The sequence below is a fragment of the Streptomyces sp. CA-135486 genome (assembly GCF_050936555.1).
GTDB lineage: Bacteria > Actinomycetota > Actinomycetes > Streptomycetales > Streptomycetaceae > Streptomyces.
Genome location: NZ_JBNJMM010000001.1, coordinates 1,259,385 through 1,278,813 on the forward strand (window position 1 = coordinate 1,259,385; position 19,429 = coordinate 1,278,813).

Here is a 19,429-nt window from a genome sequence, read left to right on the forward strand (position 1 = left end):
TCCGCGGCCCGCACCCCGGGTCCACCCCCTGGCCCAAGCCAGCCTTCCGCGACTGGCGCCTGGAGGGCCTTCAAACAACCAACGTTGTCTGAAGATCGCCCGGCATAGCTGCGCGGACCCCGGAAAGCCTTCCGGCGGCCTTGTCGCGGCGTGGCAACTGGCTCGAAAGCGGTCACTTCTTCGTGCGGTAGAACACCTTGTCGCCGCGCGGTTCTGCCCCGTACGCCTCGTAGAAGGCCAGCGCCGGAGGGTTGTCGCCGTCGGCGGTCCACTCGATGCGGGAGCATCCGGCGGCGCTGGCTGCATCCTTCAGCGCAGACATGAAGAGTCCCGCGATGCCTTGCCGCCGCGCGTGCTCACGCACGTACAGCTCTTTCAGGAAGAGGGACGTCTCCGCTCCGGCGGCAGGCCAGAGGAACGAATAGCTGGCGAGGCCAAGTACCTCTGCGCCTTCGTGGGCGAGCAGCACGGTGGCTACGGGGTGGTCGCCGAAGAGTGCGGTCGTGATCTGGTCGACGTTGCCCGGGACGGCTTCGCCGCCGTAGTAGGCCTCAATCTCTCCCAGAATTTGGGAGATGACTGCCGCATCTTCAGGCGTTGCCCGGTCGATCGTCACCATCGTCGTCCGTCCCTCTCCCCGGGGGCAGCGCCAATACCTCGCGCAGAACCCGCATCTCCTCAACTGACTGTCGCGCCTTCGGCACAGTAGTCTGCGAAGTCGTCTTCGCGGATCACGAGCCGCTCGCGTACGTCCTTCGGGATCAGCAGGCGGAGGTGCACCTTCGGGGCTCGCACCTTCGGCACCTTCGTGCGCGTGACCTCGCACCGGATGCCGACTCGGTACAGGTCTGCGGCCATGGCTTCCATGCCGCCTTCCTGCCAGTGTTCATGGAAGGTCTTCCCGCCGTGGACGTTGACCCATCGGTCTTTCGCGGTCTCCGGGTCGATGGCTTCCAACTCCCCGATGAGCTTGTCGAGCGTCGCCTCCGCTTGCTCCTTGGTGAACCGGGTCTTCGTGTACCGGCCTCCGGGTTCGAGTTCCTTCATGTAGAGCGCGATGGACTCTTGAAGGCGCTTGATCTCCCGCCGTACCTCGGCACCCTCGGCGTATTGGCGAACCTGTACGGGGAAGTCCCCGAGGACCTTGAGTACGTCCTCAACGAGCCGCTCGTAGACCTGCTCGGGGTTGGGCGCGCCCAGCCCGCCGCTCTTGCAACTGCGGCACCGTAGGTAGTGGTAGGTCCCGAACTTGTTGTTCGTGATCTGCACGGTCATGTTCGTCTTACAGTCGGCGCACAGGAGGACGCCGAGGAACTGAGTCGCTCCGCCGACACGGCGCGGAGGCTGGTTCTTCTTGCGCTTGTCGAGAGCGGCGCCGAGGGTCTCGAATTCCTCCTCGGTGAAGATAGAGGGAGCGACCTTGATCGGCCTGCCGTCCTTGCCGAGGATCGGCTTCGAGCGCCGTTGCCCTCCCTGCTTGTCCTCTTCTACTCGGTAGCCAAGGAGCGCAGGGTTACGGAGGCGGCGGTGGAGCGTTGCCACGGTGAGCCCCTGGCTCATGAGGTCCGACCGCTTCAGGCAGCGCACCATGAACCGGGCGGAGCGTCCTCGAAGCGCCATGCGTCGGGCCCAGTGCAGCGCCTTGTGAGCCTCGGGGTCGATGACGAGAACGAGCTTCCCCGAGTCGTCCTCATCCGTGACGTAGCCGTATGTCGGCTTGCCGATGATCCAGTCTTCCTGAGTCTTCGCGTAGTCCCACAGGCTGATGACTCGGGTAGAGGTGTTGGCTGCTTCGATCTCGGCGATTCCGCCGATGATCGTGACCATGATCTTCCCGGCCGTCGTCGTGAGGTCGAGACTGTCGTTCTTCGAGACCAGGTTCTTTTCGCGCTTCAGGCTCCACTCGATCATCGTCGAGAGATCAGAGAGGCGACGTACGAAGCGGTCGAGCTTCCAGAACAGGAGCTCATCGAACTCGGGCGAGCGGTTGTTCAGCCACTCCCCGAGCTCCTTCCTCTTCCAGGGCGGAACCTTCGTTGCCGACACGTTCAGATCTGAGGCGACGCCGACGACTCGGCAGCCTCGCTCCCTGGCCAGGATGCGAAGGTCGAGCTCCTGCCGCACCGGTGATGTTGTGTCATCCGTCAGCACAGACAGACGGATCGATAACAGAGCCCGAGGCGCATCCTCGGGGAGCAGTGCCTCAGCCCGCTTCAACTCCTCCAACAGAGCAAGGTCGGCCTCGGTCCACTCGGCTTCCACGTGGTAGGCCGCTCGCTCTGCCGCGAGCCGCCGCTGTCCTCGTTTCCCCATGCTGACCAGCGTAGGGATGGTTTTGGGAGTTTTTCCATATGCCCGCAGATGGACACCCATATCCAGATCGGTCCGACCGGCAAGAAGCTGCTGCCGCTGACGGTCGTCAAGTAACAACCGCCTGGCCGGGGCCCGTCGGGCCCCGGCACAATGGCGCGATGCCCCAGCTGATCGCGCCCGACGTCCGCGTCCACGAGTCCTTTTTCGCCGCGGTGAAGGAGTTCCACGCCGAGGGCGCCGACCCCAACACCCTGCTGCCGCACGAGATCGAGGGGTTCGGCGGCACCTGGCACCGCCCGGATGCCTTCGCCGGGTACGTCGCGCGGCTGGGCGCCGAGTCGCTGGAGGAGGCCCCGCGTCCCGAGGGCTGGGTCCCGCACACCAATCTCTGGTACGTCGACGGCGACACCTTTCTGGGGCGGCTCGCGATACGCCACCGTCTGACTCCGTTCCTGCACGAGTTCGGTGGGCACATCGGCTATGCCGTACGCCCGAGCGCCCGGCTGCGCGGGCACGCCACCGCGATGCTGCGCGACTGTCTGCCGTACGCGCGCACGCTCGGCATCGAATCCCTTCTGGCCACCTGCGATGCCGGCAACGCCGGTTCGCGGAAGGTGATCGACGCGAACGGCGGGGTTCTGGAGGACCAGCGGGGCGAAAAGCGCAGGTACTGGATCCGAACGGGGCTGTAGTGCGTCATGGCTGACATGGAGTTCGAGAAGTCGCCCCAGACATACGGGAGTCACCAGGCACCCGCGCACTACGAGCCCGGAGACGGCTGTCTGACCACAGTCGTCCGGATCCCCGTGCGGATCGTGGTGCTGCTGGTGGTTGTGCCCGTGCGGATGGTCTGGGATCTTCTCGTAGTTTGCGGCCGCGCCGTCGAGCGTGTGCTGCTGCGGCCGCTGGGGCGGGCGCTGGCCTGGGTGTTCGCGAATGTGCTCACTCCGCTCGGGCTCGCCGCGACCTGGCTCGTCGACTTCATCGGCAAGGCGCTGTTCGTCTGGCCGTGGGTGGCGCTGTGGCGGTATGTGGTGGTGCCGGTGGTGACGTACGGGCTGGTGGTGCCGCTGGTGTGGGTCTACCGGCAGTTGCTGACTCCGCTCGGACATGGCATCGCATGGCTCGTCGAGCAGTTGCTCCTCGCGCCCGCGGGCTGGGTCTACCGCCGGCTGCTCACCCCGCTCGGTCATGGCGTCGCCGCGGTGCTGGCCTGGCTGGGCAGGGCGCTGTTCGTCTGGCCGTGGGTGGCGCTGTGGCGGTATGTGGTGGTGCCGGTGGTGACGTACGGGCTGGTGGTGCCACTGGTGTGGGTCTACCGGCAGCTGCTGACTCCGCTCGGACACGGCATCGCCTGGCTGCTCACCGTGATCGGACGCGGGATCGTCTGGCCGTGGGTGGCGCTGTGGCGGTATGTGGTGGTGCCCGTGGTGACGTACGGGCTCGTGGTGCCCGTGGTCTGGATCTACCGGCACATCCTCGCTCCCGTCGGCCGCGAGATCGCCGCGGCCGTGGGCGTCGCCTGGCGCATCGCCGGGTATATCTCGCGCGCCGTCGGCAGGGCGATCAAGTGGCTCGCCCGGAACCTCGTCGGACGGCCGGTGCGCTGGTTCTACCAGAGCGTTTGTACCCCCGTCGGGCACGCGGTGCGCGACACCCTCTGGCGGCCCGCCAGGAAGGCCGCCGTCGAGGCGGGGCGGGCCGCCCGGGGCGCGCTCCAGGCGGCCCGGGAGACGGTGCGGGCCGCTAGTGAGGCGATATGGCCGGCCAGGAGCTCCCCCGCCCGGCATCGCGCGGGGGAGCCCCGGCGGGCGCCCGTCGGCGAGCAGACGGCGCCCGCCGGGGCCGTCGGCGAGCAGACGGCGCCGCGGCCCGTGGAACCGGGGGTGCGGCAGGCGCGTACTCTGGGTAGTACAACGACTGTTCCCGGCGCGGCGGCCGACCCAGAGATCTCCCTGCACAAGCGGGGGTGAGCCGGGCAGGCCCCCAGGGAGCACCCGCACGTCCGAGGGTGGCGCGCCTCCGCGCCCGCCCCGCACCGAGGAGAAGAACCACTGGGCAAGCGACAGCCCGAAGGCCCGCCGCCCGCACCCGCGGTGCAGCGCATTCGACTGCGCTACACCAAGCGCGGCCGCCTCCGGTTCACCAGCCACCGTGACTTCCAGCGCGCCTTCGAGCGTGCCCTGCGCCGTGCCGAGGTGCCCATGGCGTACTCGGCCGGCTTCACGCCGCACCCGAAGGTGTCGTACGCCAATGCCGCACCCACCGGCACGGGCAGCGAGGCCGAGTATCTGGAGATCGCCCTCACCGAGCACCGGGACCCGGACAAGCTCCGGCTCCTGCTCGACGAGTCGCTGCCGGCCGGACTCGACATCACCGACGCCGTCGAGGCCCGCACGTCCGGGCTCGCCGACCGGCTCACCGCCTCCGTGTGGGAGCTGCGGCTCGACGGGGTGGGCTTCGAGGACGCGTCGGCGGCCGTGTCCGCCTTCCTCGGCGCCGAGACCGTCGAGGTCCAGCGCAAGACGAAGAACGGCATGCGGACCTTCGACGCCCGCGGCGCCGTAGCGGACCTGCAGGCGCTTCCCGCGCAGGCCGAGGCAGGCCCCGGATCCACCGGAGCGGCTGACGCTGCGCTCATCAATAGGTCCGGGGACGGGCCCTGTGCGATACTGCGGCTGGTTGTTCGGCACGTGACACCTGCCGTGCGACCCGACGACGTCCTGTCCGGTCTCCGAGCTGTGGCCGACCTGGCGCCGCCGGTCCCCGCAGCGGTGACCAGGCTGGCGCAGGGGCTCTTCGACGGGGAGTCCGGCACGGTGACCGACCCGCTCGCGCTCGACCGCGAGGCAGTTCCGGCCGCTCCACCCACGGCCGCCGGAACAGCCACCGCGACGGCGCACGAAGGTCCCGCCGCGTAAGGGCAGTCGTTGTAGCGCAGCCCTGGTACTCGGGAGCCACCTGGGTCGGGCCGCGCACCGAACAGAAGACTTTCGCCAGGCCGTGCGTACATCGCGTACGGAACCGGCGAGCCATACATCAGCTCCCGTGCGGCGCCCGCGCCCCGGACGGCGGACCGCGCACATCACGCGGGCCGTGGCCGGACCGGAATCAGGCGTGGCGCCCGGGAGCGCGACGGGAGAACCGCCCGCATGCTCGAGCCGAACGAACCCGGTACTTCCGGGGACAACCAGAACGAAGAGAACAACACTCCCAGCGACACGCTGCCGCCTCGCCGCAGGCGCCGCGCTGCGTCGCGTCCCGCGGGTCCGCCGACCGCTGCCGCGTCGGCGCCCGCGTCCGGGGTGACCGCGGACGTCACCGACACCGCTGCCGCCTCGCCGCAGACCGCTGAGGTCGCCGCGCCCGAGGGGGCCGAGGAGGCTCCCGCGCCGCGTACGCGTCGCCGTGCGACCCGTAAGGCGACTGCGCCTGCCGGTGCGCCCGAGGCGGCTGAGATCGCGGAGGCCGCTGAGGTCGCCGCGCCCGAGGGGGCCGACGAGGCTCCCGCGCCGCGTACGCGTCGCCGTGCGACCCGTAAGGCGACTGCGCCTGCCGGTGCGCCCGAGGCGGCTGAGATCGCAGAGGCCGCTGAGGCCGCTGAAGTGCAGGCGGAGGAGGCCCCCGCGCCGCGTACCCGCCGCCGGGCCACCCGTAAGGTCGCCGCGCCCGAACCGGTCGCCGAGCCCGCCGCAGCCGAGGTCACGGCCGAGGTCACGGCCGAGGCCGCAGTCGAGGACGAGACCCCGGCCGAGGCCCCCGCATCGCGTGGCCGTGCGCGCCGCCGTGCGTCCGCCCCCGCCGGTGCGCCCCAGGCCGCTGAGACGGCCGAGACCGCAGAGGAGCCGCAGGCGGAGGAGGCCCCCGCGACCCGTACCCGCCGTCGCGCCGCCCGTAAGGTCACCGCGCCCGCTGGTGCCCCGCAGGCCGTCGAGGCCGTGGAGGCCAACGAGAACGGCGTGGCCGGGGCGGGCGAGAGCCTGCCCACGGGCGCCGTCGCGCAGATCACCTCCGACGAGGCCGAGGTCGCGGCCGCGGAGAAGGCCGCGACCCGGGGTCGTACGCGCCGTCGCACCGGCGCGCCCGAGTTCACCGCGCAGCCGGAAGAGGCCGCAAAGAGCGAGGCCCCTGGGCGTGGCCGCCGTGCCACGCGGCCGGCCGTGGCCGTGTTCCAGGCCCCGGTCTTCACCGAGCCGATGTTCCAGACCCCGGAGACGGCAGCCGCTGCCGCCGCCGCGGCCGGGGAGACGGAGCCGGAGGAGGACGAGGAGATCGCCGAGCCGGTCGCCGAGACCACCGCTCCCGAGCCCGCCGGCCGTCGCCGTCGGCGCCGCCGTGGTGAGCCCGCCGAGCCGGCCGAGGCCCCCGCGCCCGCCGCGCAGGCGGAGCCCGAGGCGGAGACCGAGCCCGAGCAGGCCGCCGAGGAGGGCGAGGAGTCGGACGAGTTCGAGGACCGCCCCTCGCGCCGTCGTCGCCGTGGTGGCCGCCGCCGCCGTCGTGGCGAGTCCGCCGAGGCCGACGAGACCTCGGATGAGCAGCCCGACGAGCTTGCCGCCGAGGAGGCGCAGTACGAGGAGGACGGCGCGGAGGAAGAGGAGCACGGCGAGACCGAGACTCCCTCGGCCGCAGGCACCTCCAGCAGCCGTCGCCGTCGCCGCCGTCGCCGTCGCAGCGGTGAGGCCGTGGCCGAGGACGAGACGGCCGCGACCGACCCGGAGCGTACGGTCGTCAAGGTCCGCGAGCCCCGTCCCGCGCGCGCCAAGGGCGACGAGCCGTCCGACGAGGTGCAGTCCATCAAGGGCTCGACCCGTCTGGAGGCGAAGAAGCAGCGCCGCCGCGAGGGCCGCGAGCAGGGCCGCCGCCGGGTGCCGATCATCACCGAGGCCGAGTTCCTGGCCCGCCGCGAGGCGGTCAACCGGGAGATGATCGTCCGTCAGAGTGGCGAGCGGACCCAGATCGGCGTCCTCGAGGACAACGTGCTCGTCGAGCACTACGTCAACAAGGAGCAGGCGACCTCGTACGTCGGCAATGTCTACCTGGGCAAGGTGCAGAACGTACTGCCGTCCATGGAGGCCGCGTTCGTCGACATCGGCAAGGGCCGCAACGCCGTCCTTTACGCCGGTGAGGTCAACTTCGAGGCGCTGGGCATGGCCAACGGCCCGCGTCGTATCGAGGCCGCGCTCAAGTCCGGCCAGTCCGTTCTCGTCCAGGTGACGAAGGACCCGATCGGCCACAAGGGCGCCCGCCTGACCAGCCAGGTCTCGCTGCCCGGCCGGTACCTGGTGTACGTGCCCGAGGGCTCGATGACCGGCATCAGCCGCAAGCTGCCCGACACCGAGCGCGCGCGTCTGAAGACCATCCTCAAGAAGATCGTCCCCGAGGACGCGGGCGTCATCGTCCGTACGGCCGCGGAGGGCGCGAGCGAGGACGAGCTGCGCCGCGATGTCGAGCGCCTGCAGGCGCAGTGGGAGGACATCCAGAAGAAGGCCAAGACCGGCAACGCGCCGACGCTGCTCTACGGTGAGCCGGACATGACCGTCCGGGTCGTCCGCGACATCTTCAACGAGGACTTCTCGAAGGTCATCGTCAGCGGTGACGAGGGCTGGGAGACCATCCACGGCTATGTCTCGCACGTCGCGCCCGACCTGGTCGACCGTCTGCAGCGGTGGACGAGCGAGGTCGACGTCTTTGCGACCTACCGGATCGACGAGCAGCTGATGAAGGCGCTGGACCGCAAGGTCTGGCTGCCGAGCGGCGGTTCGCTGGTGATCGACAAGACCGAAGCCATGGTCGTGATCGACGTCAACACCGGCAAGTTCACCGGTCAGGGCGGCAACCTCGAAGAGACCGTCACCAGGAACAACCTGGAGGCGGCCGAGGAGATCGTGCGTCAGCTGCGGCTGCGTGACCTGGGCGGCATCGTCGTCGTCGACTTCATCGACATGGTGCTCGAGTCCAACCGCGATCTGGTCATGCGGCGGCTGCTCGAGTGCCTGGGCCGTGACCGTACGAAGCACCAGGTCGCCGAGGTCACCTCGCTGGGCCTGGTCCAGATGACCCGTAAGCGGGTGGGCCAGGGTCTGCTGGAGTCCTTCTCCGAGACCTGCGTCCACTGCAACGGCCGTGGCGTGATCGTGCACATGGAGCAGCCGACCTCCGTCGGCGGAGGAGGCGGCAAGCGCTCCAAGAAGCGCGGCCGTGGTGGTGCGGAGCACGTCCACGAGCACGAGGTGGCCGCCGAGGCCGAGATCGAGGCGGAGGCGGAGGCGGAGGTCGCCGCCGAGGTGGCCGCCCCCGTGGCGGAGCCGCTGTCGGACACTTTCGTGCCGGACGAGGAGCTGTACAGCAGCCCCGCGGAGGCCGAGGCGGCAGCGACGCGCGGTCGTGGCCGCCGCCGGGCGACCCGTAAGGCGTCGGCTCCGGCCGGTGCCCCCAAGGCCGCCGAGGCGGAGATCGTCACCGGAGCCAAGGCAGAGGCCAGGGCGGAGGCCGTGGCCGAGCCCCGTACTGAGCTCGAGGCCGAGGTTCCGGCGCAGCCCGCCGAGGCGCAGGCTCCGGCGGAGGAGGCGGCCCCCGCGGGCCGTACCCGCCGCAGGGCCACCCGCAAGGCGACTGCCCCTGCCGGTGCGCCGAAGGCAGCCGCCGAGGCCGAGGCCGAGGTCGTCATCGAGGCCAGGACCGAGGCGAATGCTGAGCCCAAGGCCGAGGCCGAAGAGGCCCCTGCCCAGGCGCCGGTCGTCGACGAGGCCCCGGTCGCGGTTCCGCCGCGTGCGCGCCGCCGGGTGACCCGCAAGGTCACCGCCCCGGCCGGCTCGCCCTCGGGCGCCGAGGACGCCGCGGTCGTCGTGGTCCCCGCGACGGCGGAGCCGAAGGAGGACGGCGCTCAGGAAGACGCCGACGCTTCGGCCCCGGCCAAGAAGGCGGCCCGCAAGACCGCCAAGAAGGCCACCGCGAAGAAGGCGGCCACCAAGAAGACGGCGGCCAAGAAGACCGCGGCGAAGAAGACGACCGCCAAGAAGGCCGGTGCGAAGAAGACGGCGGCGGCCGAGCAGCAGGCTCTGCCGGCGGTGACCGCCTCCACCGAGGGCTGAACAGCTGAACAGTTGATGAGGCCTCAGTGAACGGACCGTGTCCCATCTCGCAGACCGCGGGATGGGACACGGTTTTTGTCGCCGAATCGATGCAGTGCTCCGTTAACAGCCCTGAAATTGACTAGGAAATCCCTGATAATGTGACGGCGGTCGCTGCCGGGTGCGGGCCCCGTTCCGGACACTACGGTGGGTGACCGGCCCGGTTCGGGACAAGACCGGTCCCAGATCCTCGGTAGGGCGTTGGCTTTGCGCCGGAGGGGTACAGCGCGGCCTCGCGAGACGTCCGCTCCGCCCCTGACCTCTGCCACAAAGAGCTCTTGCGGTGTTCAAGGAGGACGTCCATGACGAGCAGCAACCAGCAGCCCATCCCCGCTGCCCGCCCGGTCATCGGTGAGGAAGAGATCGAGGCCGCAGTACGCGTACTGCGCAGCGGCAGGGTCGTACAGGGCCCCGAGGTCGCAGCATTCGAGGAGGGTTTCTCGGAGCTGGTCGAGGGGCGCCACTGCGTGGCCGTCAACTCGGGTACCTCCGCGCTGCACCTCCTTCTGCTGGCTTTGGGCATCGGCCCGGGTGACGAAGTGATCGTTCCTTCGTTCTCCTTCGCCGCGTCCGCGAACGCGGTCCGGCTCGTCGGCGCCGACGTCGTCTTCGCCGACATCGAGCCCGGCAGCTTCGGCCTGGACCCGGCCGCCGTGGAGGCCGCCATCACGCCGCGCACCGCCGCGATCATGCCGGTGCACCTGTACGGCCACCCCGCCGCGATGGACAAGCTCATGCCCATCGCCGCCAAGCACAAGCTGGCCGTCGTCGAGGACGCCTGCCAGGCGCATGCCGCCGCGCTGAACGGCACCCCGGTCGGCGCGTTCGGCTCCGGTGGCACCTTCAGCTTCTACCCGACGAAGAACATGCACTCCCTCGAGGGCGGCATGATCTCCACGGGTGACGCCGAAATCGCCCGCACCCTGCGCCTGCTGCGCAACCAGGGCATGGAGCAGCGGTACGCCAACGAGATCGTCGGCGCCAACATGCGGATGACGGACGTCGCCGCCGCCGTCGGCCGCGTACAGCTGTCGAAGCTGAACGGCTGGACCGAGCAGCGCATCGCCAACGCCGCGTACCTCACCGAGCACATCACCGCGCCGAGCGTCACGACCCCGACGGTCGCCGAGGGTGCGCGCCACATCTACCACCAGTACACGATCCGGATCAGCGGGGACCGCGACGCCGCCATGGCGAAGCTCACCGAGGCCGGCGTCGGCAATGCTGTGTACTACCCGACTCCGATCCACCGGCTGAAGCCGTACTGGGAGCCGGACCAGAAGGCCGGCCGCAACTGGGACCTGCCCGAGACCGAGCGGGCGGCCGCCGAGGTCGTCTCGCTCCCGGTGCACCCCTCGCTGTCCGCCGAGGACCTCGAGCGCATCGTCGCCGCCGTGAACGAGCTTGGAGAGAACCAGTGACCACCGCCCAGGGACTGCGGGCCGGCCTCATCGGCCTCGGCTCGATGGGCCGCCACCACGCCCGCGTGCTCGCCGGCCTGGACGGCGTCGAACTCGTCGCCGTCGTCGACCCGATGGGGGACAAGAACGGCTGGGCGCAGGGCGCCCCCGTGCTCTCCACCGTCGAGGAGCTGATCTCGCTCGGCATCGACTACGCCGTGGTGGCCTGCCCGACCGCGCTGCACGAGGAAGTCGGCCTCAAGCTCGCCGAGGCCGGTGTCAGCGCGCTCGTCGAGAAGCCGGTCGCGGACACCGTCGAGGGCGCCCGCCGCCTCGTCGAGGCCTTCGAGTCGCGCGGCCTGGTCGCCGGCGTCGGCCACATCGAGCGCTGCAACCCGGCGCTGCGCTCGCTGCGTCAGCGCCTGGAGGCCGGTGAGCTCGGCGACGTGTACCAGGTCGTCACCCGCCGCCAGGGCCCCTTCCCGCACCGCATCGCCGATGTCGGCGTGGTCAAGGACCTCGCCACCCACGACATCGACCTCACGGGCTGGGTGACCGGCCAGACGTACACATCGATCTCGGCCCGTACGGTCTCCAAGTCGGGCCGTCCGCACGAGGACATGGTCTCCGCGGTCGGTCAGCTCTCCGACGGCACCATGGTCAACCACCTGGTCAACTGGCTGAGCCCGCTCAAGGAGCGTTTCACCTCGGTCACCGGTGAGAAGGGCTGCTTCATCGCGGACACCCTCACCGCCGACCTGACCTTCTACTCGAACGCCGCCCAGGCAACCGAGTGGGAGGCGCTGCAGGCCTTCCGCGGTGTGGCCGAGGGCGACATGATCCGTTACGCCATCCCGAAGCGGGAGCCGCTGCTGGTCGAGCACGAGCTCTTCCGTGACGCCGTGCACGGCAAGTCCGACGACATCTGTACGTTGCGCCAGGGTCTTCGTACGGTCGAAGTGGCGGCAGCCGTGCTGGAATCCGCCGCCAGCGGCATCACAGTCGATCTCTCCGCGCACGCCGCGGCCCAGTAGGGCGAGGAGCCTTGACCAGTCCTGATGTTTCCGTCGTCGTCGCCGTGTACAACACGATGCCGTACCTGACGGAATGCCTTAACTCCCTTGTCGGGCAGAGCATTGGCTTGGACAGGCTTGAGATCGTGGCCGTCGACGACGGTTCCACGGACGACAGCGCAGCGGAGCTCGACCGCTTCGCGAAGAAGTACCCGGACACCGTCAGGGTGATACACCAGGCGAACTCCGGTGGCCCGGCCGCACCCAGCAACAGGGCGCTGGACCTGGTCACCGGACGTTACGTCTACTTCATCGGCTCCGACGACCACCTCGGCAAAGAGGCGTTGGAGCGGATGGTGGCCTATGCGGACAAGCACGAGTCCGACGTCGTGATCGGCAAGATGGTCGGCACCAACGGCCGCTATGTCCACCAGGCGCTCTTCAAGAAGAGCAACCCGGACATCAGCATGTTCGACTCGGCGCTGCCGTACACGCTGGCCAACACGAAGCTGTTCCGCCGTGAGCTGGTCGAGAAGTACCACCTGCGGTTCCCCGAGGACCTGCCGGTCGGCAGCGACATGCCCTTCACCATCGAGGCGTGCGTCAGGGCCGGCAAGATCTCGGTGCTCGCGGACTACACGTACTACTACGCGGTGAAGCGCGGGGACGCGAGCAACATCACCTACAAGTCCAGCCATCTGTCACGGCTGCGCTGCACCGCGAAGATCCTGCATCACGCCGCCGGGCTCGTCGAGGCCGGGCACAGGCGGGACATGCTCTTCGAGCGCCACTTCAACTGGGAGCTCTCCAAGCTCCTCAAGGGCGACTTCCCGGCGCTGGACGCGGAGACCCGGCGCGAGGTGTGCGCCGGGATCGCCGAGCTGGCCGACGAGTACCTCACGGACTCGCTGAGCGACGCCCTGCCGGTCATGCGGCGGGTCAGGCTCACGCTGGCCCAGCGCGGCGCGGTGGACGAGCTCACCCGGGCGATCGAGGCGGAGGAGGAGAACGGCGCTCCGCCGTTCCACCTGGAGGACGGCCGGGCCTACGCCCGCTACCCGGGCTTCAGGGACCCCGTACTGAACATCCCCGACCGGGTCTTCGAGGTGACCGGGGAGTCGGTGGCCGCCCAGCTCGCGTCGGGCACGGAGCTCGTCTCGGCCGAGTGGGAGCAGGACGGCGAGGATCTCTCGCTGGCCATCGCGGTACGGCTCGGGCTGACCGGCGACACCGGGTCGGCCGTCATCCGTCTCATCCAGGGCTCGATGCCCAAGAGCGCGGACAAGGCGGGCGGCCGCCGACTGCCCGTCGGACATCAACTGCCCGCCCCCGTGGGGGATTTCACCCAGGAAGTGACCGCCGACGGAGCCGGCACGGTCGTCCGTGGGCGGATCCCGATAGAGCCCCGTCAGGCCTCGCTCGGGGTGCGCGTCCATGTGGACGTCGCGGGCTCGACGTACGAGATCCCCGTGCGTGGCAAGGACAAGCCCATGCCGCTGGCCCGGCGCTGGCGCAGCGGCACCGCGTATCGGGTGGGCGCTCGCGTGAACCAGAAGGGCAGGATGGTCATACTGACCGGCCTGCTGTTCCCGCCCGAGAATAAGGTGTGGCCGCGTGTGCGGCCCCTGCTGGTCCGGTTGAAGAGGAAAGTAACCCGATGAATATCTGTGTAGTCGCGCTCGGCAAGATCGGGCTGCCGCTCGCCGTGCAGTTCGCCGCCAAGGGCCACAAGGTCATCGGCGCCGATGTGAACGAGAAGGTCGTCGAGCTGGTCAACGCCGGCACCGAGCCCTTCCCCGGCGAGCACGACCTCGACCGTCTGCTCAAGGAGACCGTCGACGCCGGACTGCTGTCCGCCACCACCGACACCGCGGCCGCGGTCGCCGAGTCCGACGCCGTCGTGGTCGTCGTCCCGCTGTTCGTGGACGCCGAGGGCGTGCCGGACTTCGGCTGGATGGACTCCGCGACCAAGGCGATCGCCGCCGGACTCAAGCCCGGCACCCTCGTCTCGTACGAGACCACCCTGCCGGTCGGCACCACCCGCACCCGCTGGGCGCCGATGCTGGAGCAGGGTTCCGGGCTCACCGCGGGCAAGGACTTCCACCTGGTCTTCTCACCGGAGCGGGTGCTCACCGGCCGTGTCTTCGCCGACCTGCGCCGCTACCCCAAGCTCGTCGGCGGCATCGACGAGGCCTCCGCCAAGCACGGCGTGGAGTTCTACGAGCAGGTGCTCGACTTCGACGAGCGCGACGACCTGGCGCAGCCGAACGGCGTCTGGGACCTGGGCACCGCCGAGGCCTCCGAGCTGGCGAAGCTCGCCGAGACCACCTACCGCGACGTCAACATCGGCCTGGCGAACCAGTTCGCCCGTTTTGCCGACAAGAACGACATCGACGTCAAGAAGGTCATCGAGGCCTGCAACTCGCAGCCCTACAGCCACATTCACCAGCCCGGCATCGCCGTCGGCGGCCACTGCATCCCGATCTATCCGCGGATGTACCTGTGGAACGACCCGGAGGCCACCGTCGTGCGTTCGGCGCGCGAGGCGAACGCCGCCATGCCGGAGTACGCCGTGGACCTGCTGGCCGCCGCCTACGGCGACCTGGACGGCGTGGGCGTGCTGGTGCTCGGCGCTGCCTACCGCGGCGGCGTCAAGGAGACGGCCTTCTCCGGCGTCTTCCCGACCGTCGAGGCGCTCAAGGCGCGCGGGGCCGTCCCCTTCGTCTCGGACCCGATGTACACGTCCGAGGAGCTCACCGCGCACGGTCTGACCCCGCACGAGGGACAGGTCGTCACCGCGGCGATCCTGCAGGCCGACCACGCCGAGTACCGCGAGCTCGCGGCCTCCGACCTGCCGGACGTCCGCGTCCTGGTCGACGGCCGGCGCACCACCGACCCGGCGCGCTGGGAAGGCGTACGCCGCGTCGTCATCGGCGGGTGATGTAGTCCCCCTTTGCGCCTGAACCGGCGCCGCTCTCGCGGGTGTGGCTGGGCGCCGTTGGGGTTGCTCAATTGATGGCTGATGTAGCAGGACGAAGGCCCCGGCCCGCCTCGCAGGAGGCGGCCGGGGCCTTCGCCGTGTGTGCTAGCGCTTGTGCTGCTCCAGGAACTCCACCACGCGGTGGGCCGCCCGGCCGTCGCCGTACGGGGTGCCGCGCTCGGCCGCCGGAGCCGGGCGAGTAGCGATCTTGGCCCACTCGGCGGCGTCCAGCTCGTGCGGGTTCGGGACCAGCTGGTTCCAGCCACCCTCCAGCGTCTCGACCCACTCGGTCTCCGGGCGGATCGTGGTGCAGACGCGGTCCAGCAGGAAGGCCTCCTTCTGCAGACCGCCCGAGTCCGTGACCACACCGGCCGAGCCGAGGACCGCGGCGACAAGACCCGCGTACGGCAGCGGACGGCCCGAGTGCAGTGAGCCCTGGTTGAGCTTGATGCCGTGCTCCTCGGCGCGCACGACGAGGCGCGGGTGCGCCAGCAGGGCCACCGGCACCGGCAGGCTCGCGAGCGAGTCGACGATCGCCGCCAGGCGCTTCGGGTCGTCGGTGTTGTCCGGGCGGTGCAGCGTCGCCAGCAGGTACGGCGCCTCGGGGTCGATGCCCTCGGGCAGCACCGGCTTGGGGTGCTCGCCGGCCAGCACCGCGTCCCTGATCCGCAGGCACACGTCGACCATGACGTCCCCCGCCAGCACGGAGCGCTTGCTCAGCCCCTCGGCCGCCAGATGGCGCATGGCCTCCTCGGTCGGCGCGAGCAGCAGGTCGGCGGCGTGGTCGGTGAGGATGCGGTTGTGCTCCTCGGGCATCCGGCGGTTGAAGGAGCGCAGCCCGGCCTCCAGGTGCGCCACCGGCAGGTGCATCTTCACCGCGGACAGCGCACCGGCGAGCGTCGAGTTCGTGTCGCCGTACACCAGGACCCAGTCGGGCTGCTCGGCGTCCAGGACCGGGTCCATCGCGGTGAGCACACCGCCGGTCTGGGCGCCGTGGCTGCCCGAGCCGATGCCCAGATGCACATCGGGGTCCGGAATGCCAAGGCCCGAGAAGAAGACGTCGGAAAGGTCGGCGTCATAGTGCTGACCCGTGTGAACAATCACATGCTGGTGGTCGGTTTCCGCGAACGCGGCGGCGATCGGTGCGAGTTTGACCAATTGGGGACGAGCGCCGACGACGCTGATGACCTTCACCGTGAACTGCTCCTCGATACCTTGGGCTACCGGCCGCCGGCGGGGCCGGAGACCGAATTCCGTCCGATGATAAAGTGACGCCTCGACGTGTGCTCCGGGGAGGAAGTCGGTAATGAATCAGGCAGCATCCAGGGATGCGGCCGTAGTCACGCCGTGGTATCCCACACGTGAGCTGCCTTTCAGAGGATCCTTCGTCCAGGCAATGGTCGGTGCGACGGCCCCGGGCTGTGACAGCTTCGTGGTCTACCACTGCGACCCGTGGGTCGCCCCGATGGACGCAGCCACCACTCAAGCGGTGGAAGCGGCCGGTGGCAAACTGGTGACCCGGGCCGCGCACCGCGTGCCCACCGCCGGCGGCGCCGAACTGGTGCACTTCCCGGTCACCACCCCGCGCGGCCAGGACTACGGCGCACAGTCCCGCAGCCACGAACGGCAGTTGCGCGCGGCCCTCGGCGGCAAGCCCATCGACGCCCCGGTCGTGCACGCCCATGTCGGGCTCCCCAGCGGCTGGGCCGCCCTGCAGAACGCCCGGCCAAACGCGCGGGTCTTCGTCACCGAGCACGCCTCCTTCCTGGAGCGGGTCTTCCAGGACCCGGACGCCGTGGAGCTGTACGACGAGCTGCTGGCCCGCGTCACCGGCTTCTTCGCCGTCGGGGACAAGGTCACCGAGGTGCTGAGCAGGCAGTTCCCGCACCACGCGGAGAAGATCCTGCGCATCCCCAACCCGATCTCCTTCGACGAGAGCCGCCCCGCCCCGGTCACCGAGCTGCGCAAGTGGCTCTACCTGGGCAGCATGGTCGAGCTCAAGGGCGTCAACTGGCTGGTCGAGGCCTTCGCCCAGTGCCACGCCCAGGACCCGGCGCTGCGGCTGACGCTGGTGGGTGAGGGCCCGCTGCGGCGGACGCTGACCGCCCGGGTCGCCGAGCTCGGTCTGAGCGACGCCGTCGACCTTCCCGGCTCGATCCCGCACGAGCAGGCACTGGACCTGATGCGCGAGCACGATCTGCTGGTGCACCCGAGCCGGTACGAGACCTTCGGCATGACCATCGTGGAGGGCATCGCCGCCGGTATGCCGGTGCTGGTGACCCGCTGCGGAGGGCCCGAGAAGACGCTGGCCGGCATCGAGGACGCGGCCGGCGAGCTCATTGATGTGGAAGAGAACGCCGAGTCGATCAGGGACGGCTACTGGCGCCTGCGCAGCCGCTTCGACAGCAGCGGTCTGGATCTGAAGCGTGCCCAGGACCAGCTGGCCGCGCAGTACGGCTACGAGGCCGTCGCCCAGGCGCACTACCGTCTCTGGTTCCCCGACTCCCCGTGATGGAGTGACATGCAGGTCCTGTTCCTGGCTCTCGGCGCCTCCCGCAAGCGGGCCGTCGTCGAAGAGTCGGCGGAAGTGGTGGCGCGCGGCGGCCGGGCGGTCGTCCTGGTCGGCGTGCGCAAGCCGTGGCTCGACCAGGGCTTCGCCCCCGAGGTCGAGCTGGTGACGGCCGACGAGCTGGAGGCGAGCCATCTGCCGCGCCGGCTGGAGCGTCTGGTGCTCTACCGCGTGCCGCGGCTCGTGGTGCGGGTGGCCGGCCGCGGCCCGCTCCGCAGCAGGGCCAAGCGTGCCCTCAAGGCGTACGAGCGCCGGGTGGCGGGCCGTATACACCGCAGGGTGTTCGTTCCGCTGCACCGCCGTGTGTGGCCGAGGCTCGCCGACCGGATGGTCTGGCGCCACTTCTCGCCGCGCAAGGGCCCGGAGCTCATGGTGGTGGCCGATGCGCTTTCGGTGCCCCGTGCCGTACAACTGATTCAGGCGTGGGAGTCCGAGGGCCTGGCAGTCCCCAGGGTCAGCTACGGCATCGACTCCGACGTGTCCCCGCAGACCTCAGCCGCTCGCTGATTTCGACAACGAGGAAGATTCATGAAGAACCGCAGCGGCCGGCGGCCCCGCGTGCTCTACCTGGCGTTCTACTTCCCGCCTTCCCGGGCCAGCGGCGTGTACCGCGCCAGGGCGACGGCCAACCATCTGGTGGAGAAGGGCTGGGACGTCACGGTCTTCGCCTCGCCGCTGGACTTCCTCTACAAGAGGATCGGCTCGGTCGACGAGGGTCTCTCCGAGACCGTCGACCCCCGTATCCGGGTGGAGCGTCCGGAGCTCAACCAGTACACCTGGCAGCAGGATCTGCGTGAGTTCAGCTGGCTGCGCCGCAGCTTCCCGCTGATGGCGAAGCGCGTCTACCAGTTCAGCCAGACGAAGCTCTTCCCGGAGCGCTATTCGTCGTGGGCCTGGGCCTCCGTCGTACGGGCGCTGAAGCTGCACTCCAAAAAGCGCTTCGACATCGTGGTGGCCACCGGCAACCCGTTCGCGTCCTTCGGTGCGGCCTGGCTGTTCAGCCGGCTCACGGGTGTTCCGTACGTCATGGACTACCGCGACTCGTGGACGCTGGACCTCTTCCACGACGAGCCCGCCTTCCCCAAGGGCCACATCGCCTGGGCCTGGGAGAAGCGGATGCTGAACAGGGCGTCCGCCTCGGTGTTCGTGAACGAGGCGCTGCGGGGCTGGCACGCGGAGCGGTATCCCGAGGTCGCGGACCGCATGATGGTGGTCCCCAACGGCTGGGACGCCGATGTGATTCCGGCGGCGCCGGAGCCCTCGGAGACCGAGGAGCAGCCCACGACCGTGACGGAGCCCTCCGCCGACGGGTCCACGCGTCCGCTGAAGTTCGCCTACCTCGGCACGCTCACCGTCAAGCAGCCGGTGGAGGAGATGGCCGAGGCGTTCAAGATCGCCCGTCGTCACCCGGACCTCGCGGACGCCGAGCTGCAGATCCACGGTCACCTCGGCTTCTTCAAGAACAGCCCGGCCACGCTGAAGAAGAAGCTCGGCCTGGACGAGGAGGGCCCCGAGAACGGCGCCGAGGACACCGGTCTGCGCTACTGCGGCCCGGTCTCCAAGACCGAGGTCGGCGGGGTCTACGAGGACGCCGACGTGCTGGTCTTCCTGGCCGGCGGCGGCAAGTACGTGACCTCCGGCAAGATCTTCGAGTACATGGCCTTCGGGCACCCGATCGTCTCGGTGCACGCGCCGGGCATCGCCGCCCAGGACGTGCTGGAGGGCTATCCGCTCTGGTTCAACGCCGACAGCCTGGATGTGGACGCTCTCGCGGCGTCCATGGTCGCGGCGGGCAAGGCCGCCCGTGATCTGACGCCGGAGCAGCGCGAGAGCGCGCGTCGGCACGCGGACAAGTACCAGCGTGACGCGGTGCTCAAGCCGTTCGAGGAGCAGCTGCGGACCATCATCGGCCGGGAGCCCGCCGAGGCTTCGGAGAGCGCTTCGCAGACCACGTCGGACAGCGCCTCGGAGAACTAGAACCGCAACGGCGAAGGCCCCGACCGGAACTCCGGTCGGGGCCTTCG

At 70.0% G+C, this 19,429-nt stretch carries 14 protein-coding genes; 11 read left to right on the plus strand and 3 right to left on the minus strand.

What is annotated here, in order from left to right:
* Window positions 1-172: 172 nt before the first annotated feature.
* Entirely contained in the window at window positions 173-619 is a 447-nt protein-coding gene (locus tag ACQEVG_RS05650; RefSeq protein WP_432977940.1) for an N-acetyltransferase family protein, read from the minus strand.
* Window positions 620-678: 59 nt separating this feature from the next.
* A complete protein-coding gene (locus ACQEVG_RS05655; protein WP_432977943.1) occupies window positions 679-2,262 on the minus strand; it encodes a recombinase family protein in 1,584 nt (527 codons plus the stop codon).
* 209 nt (window positions 2,263-2,471) lie between these two features.
* On the opposite strand from ACQEVG_RS05655, the gene ACQEVG_RS05660 reads away from it, so the two are divergent.
* The 8 genes from ACQEVG_RS05660 to ACQEVG_RS05695 all read left to right on the plus strand — a co-directional run bounded on the left by ACQEVG_RS05660 (window position 2,472) and on the right by ACQEVG_RS05695 (window position 14,797).
* Window positions 2,472-3,005: a GNAT family N-acetyltransferase gene (locus ACQEVG_RS05660; protein WP_432977946.1), complete on the plus strand. Its 534-nt coding sequence runs from the start codon at window positions 2,472-2,474 to the stop codon at window positions 3,003-3,005.
* 6 nt (window positions 3,006-3,011) lie between these two features.
* The gene (locus ACQEVG_RS05665; RefSeq protein ID WP_432977949.1) at window positions 3,012-4,286 is read left to right on the plus strand and encodes a hypothetical protein; all 1,275 of its coding nucleotides are present in this window, start codon (window positions 3,012-3,014) and stop codon (window positions 4,284-4,286) included.
* Window positions 4,287-4,409: 123 nt separating this feature from the next.
* Complete coding sequence (locus ACQEVG_RS05670; RefSeq protein WP_432977952.1) at window positions 4,410-5,234, plus strand: TIGR03936 family radical SAM-associated protein; 825 nt, start codon at window positions 4,410-4,412, stop codon at window positions 5,232-5,234.
* Between the two features lie 231 nt (window positions 5,235-5,465).
* A complete protein-coding gene (locus ACQEVG_RS05675; RefSeq protein WP_432977955.1) occupies window positions 5,466-9,404 on the plus strand; it encodes an Rne/Rng family ribonuclease in 3,939 nt (1,312 codons plus the stop codon).
* A gap of 341 nt (window positions 9,405-9,745) precedes the next feature.
* Window positions 9,746-10,864, plus strand: coding sequence for a DegT/DnrJ/EryC1/StrS family aminotransferase (locus ACQEVG_RS05680; protein ID WP_432977958.1), 1,119 nt, complete (start codon window positions 9,746-9,748; stop codon window positions 10,862-10,864).
* Window positions 10,861-11,877, plus strand: coding sequence for a Gfo/Idh/MocA family protein (locus ACQEVG_RS05685; RefSeq protein ID WP_432977961.1), 1,017 nt, complete (start codon window positions 10,861-10,863; stop codon window positions 11,875-11,877). Before ACQEVG_RS05680 ends, ACQEVG_RS05685 begins: the two co-directional genes overlap by 4 nt.
* A gap of 11 nt (window positions 11,878-11,888) precedes the next feature.
* Window positions 11,889-13,517 carry a glycosyltransferase family 2 protein gene (locus tag ACQEVG_RS05690; protein ID WP_432977964.1) on the plus strand — a complete coding sequence of 543 codons (1,629 nt, stop codon included), beginning with the start codon at window positions 11,889-11,891 and terminating at the stop codon, window positions 13,515-13,517.
* Window positions 13,514-14,797 carry a nucleotide sugar dehydrogenase gene (locus ACQEVG_RS05695; protein WP_404723398.1) on the plus strand — a complete coding sequence of 428 codons (1,284 nt, stop codon included), beginning with the start codon at window positions 13,514-13,516 and terminating at the stop codon, window positions 14,795-14,797. The genes ACQEVG_RS05690 and ACQEVG_RS05695 overlap by 4 nt, the downstream gene beginning before the upstream one ends.
* A gap of 144 nt (window positions 14,798-14,941) precedes the next feature.
* On the opposite strand, the gene wecB is transcribed toward ACQEVG_RS05695, so the two are convergent.
* On the minus strand, window positions 14,942-16,030 hold the full coding sequence (wecB, locus tag ACQEVG_RS05700) for a non-hydrolyzing UDP-N-acetylglucosamine 2-epimerase (RefSeq protein ID WP_360880979.1): 1,089 nt from the start codon (window positions 16,028-16,030) through the stop codon (window positions 14,942-14,944).
* A 202-nt stretch (window positions 16,031-16,232) separates the two neighbouring features.
* On the opposite strand from wecB, the gene ACQEVG_RS05705 reads away from it, so the two are divergent.
* From ACQEVG_RS05705 to ACQEVG_RS05715, 3 genes are read left to right on the plus strand one after another with little or no spacing between them, the layout of a single operon-like run.
* A complete protein-coding gene (locus ACQEVG_RS05705) occupies window positions 16,233-17,348 on the plus strand; it encodes a glycosyltransferase family 4 protein (protein ID WP_432977968.1) in 1,116 nt (371 codons plus the stop codon).
* A gap of 9 nt (window positions 17,349-17,357) precedes the next feature.
* On the plus strand, window positions 17,358-17,912 hold the full coding sequence (locus ACQEVG_RS05710; protein WP_432977971.1) for a hypothetical protein: 555 nt from the start codon (window positions 17,358-17,360) through the stop codon (window positions 17,910-17,912).
* 21 nt (window positions 17,913-17,933) lie between these two features.
* Window positions 17,934-19,382: a glycosyltransferase gene (locus tag ACQEVG_RS05715; RefSeq protein WP_432977974.1), complete on the plus strand. Its 1,449-nt coding sequence runs from the start codon at window positions 17,934-17,936 to the stop codon at window positions 19,380-19,382.
* Window positions 19,383-19,429 lie beyond the last annotated feature (47 nt).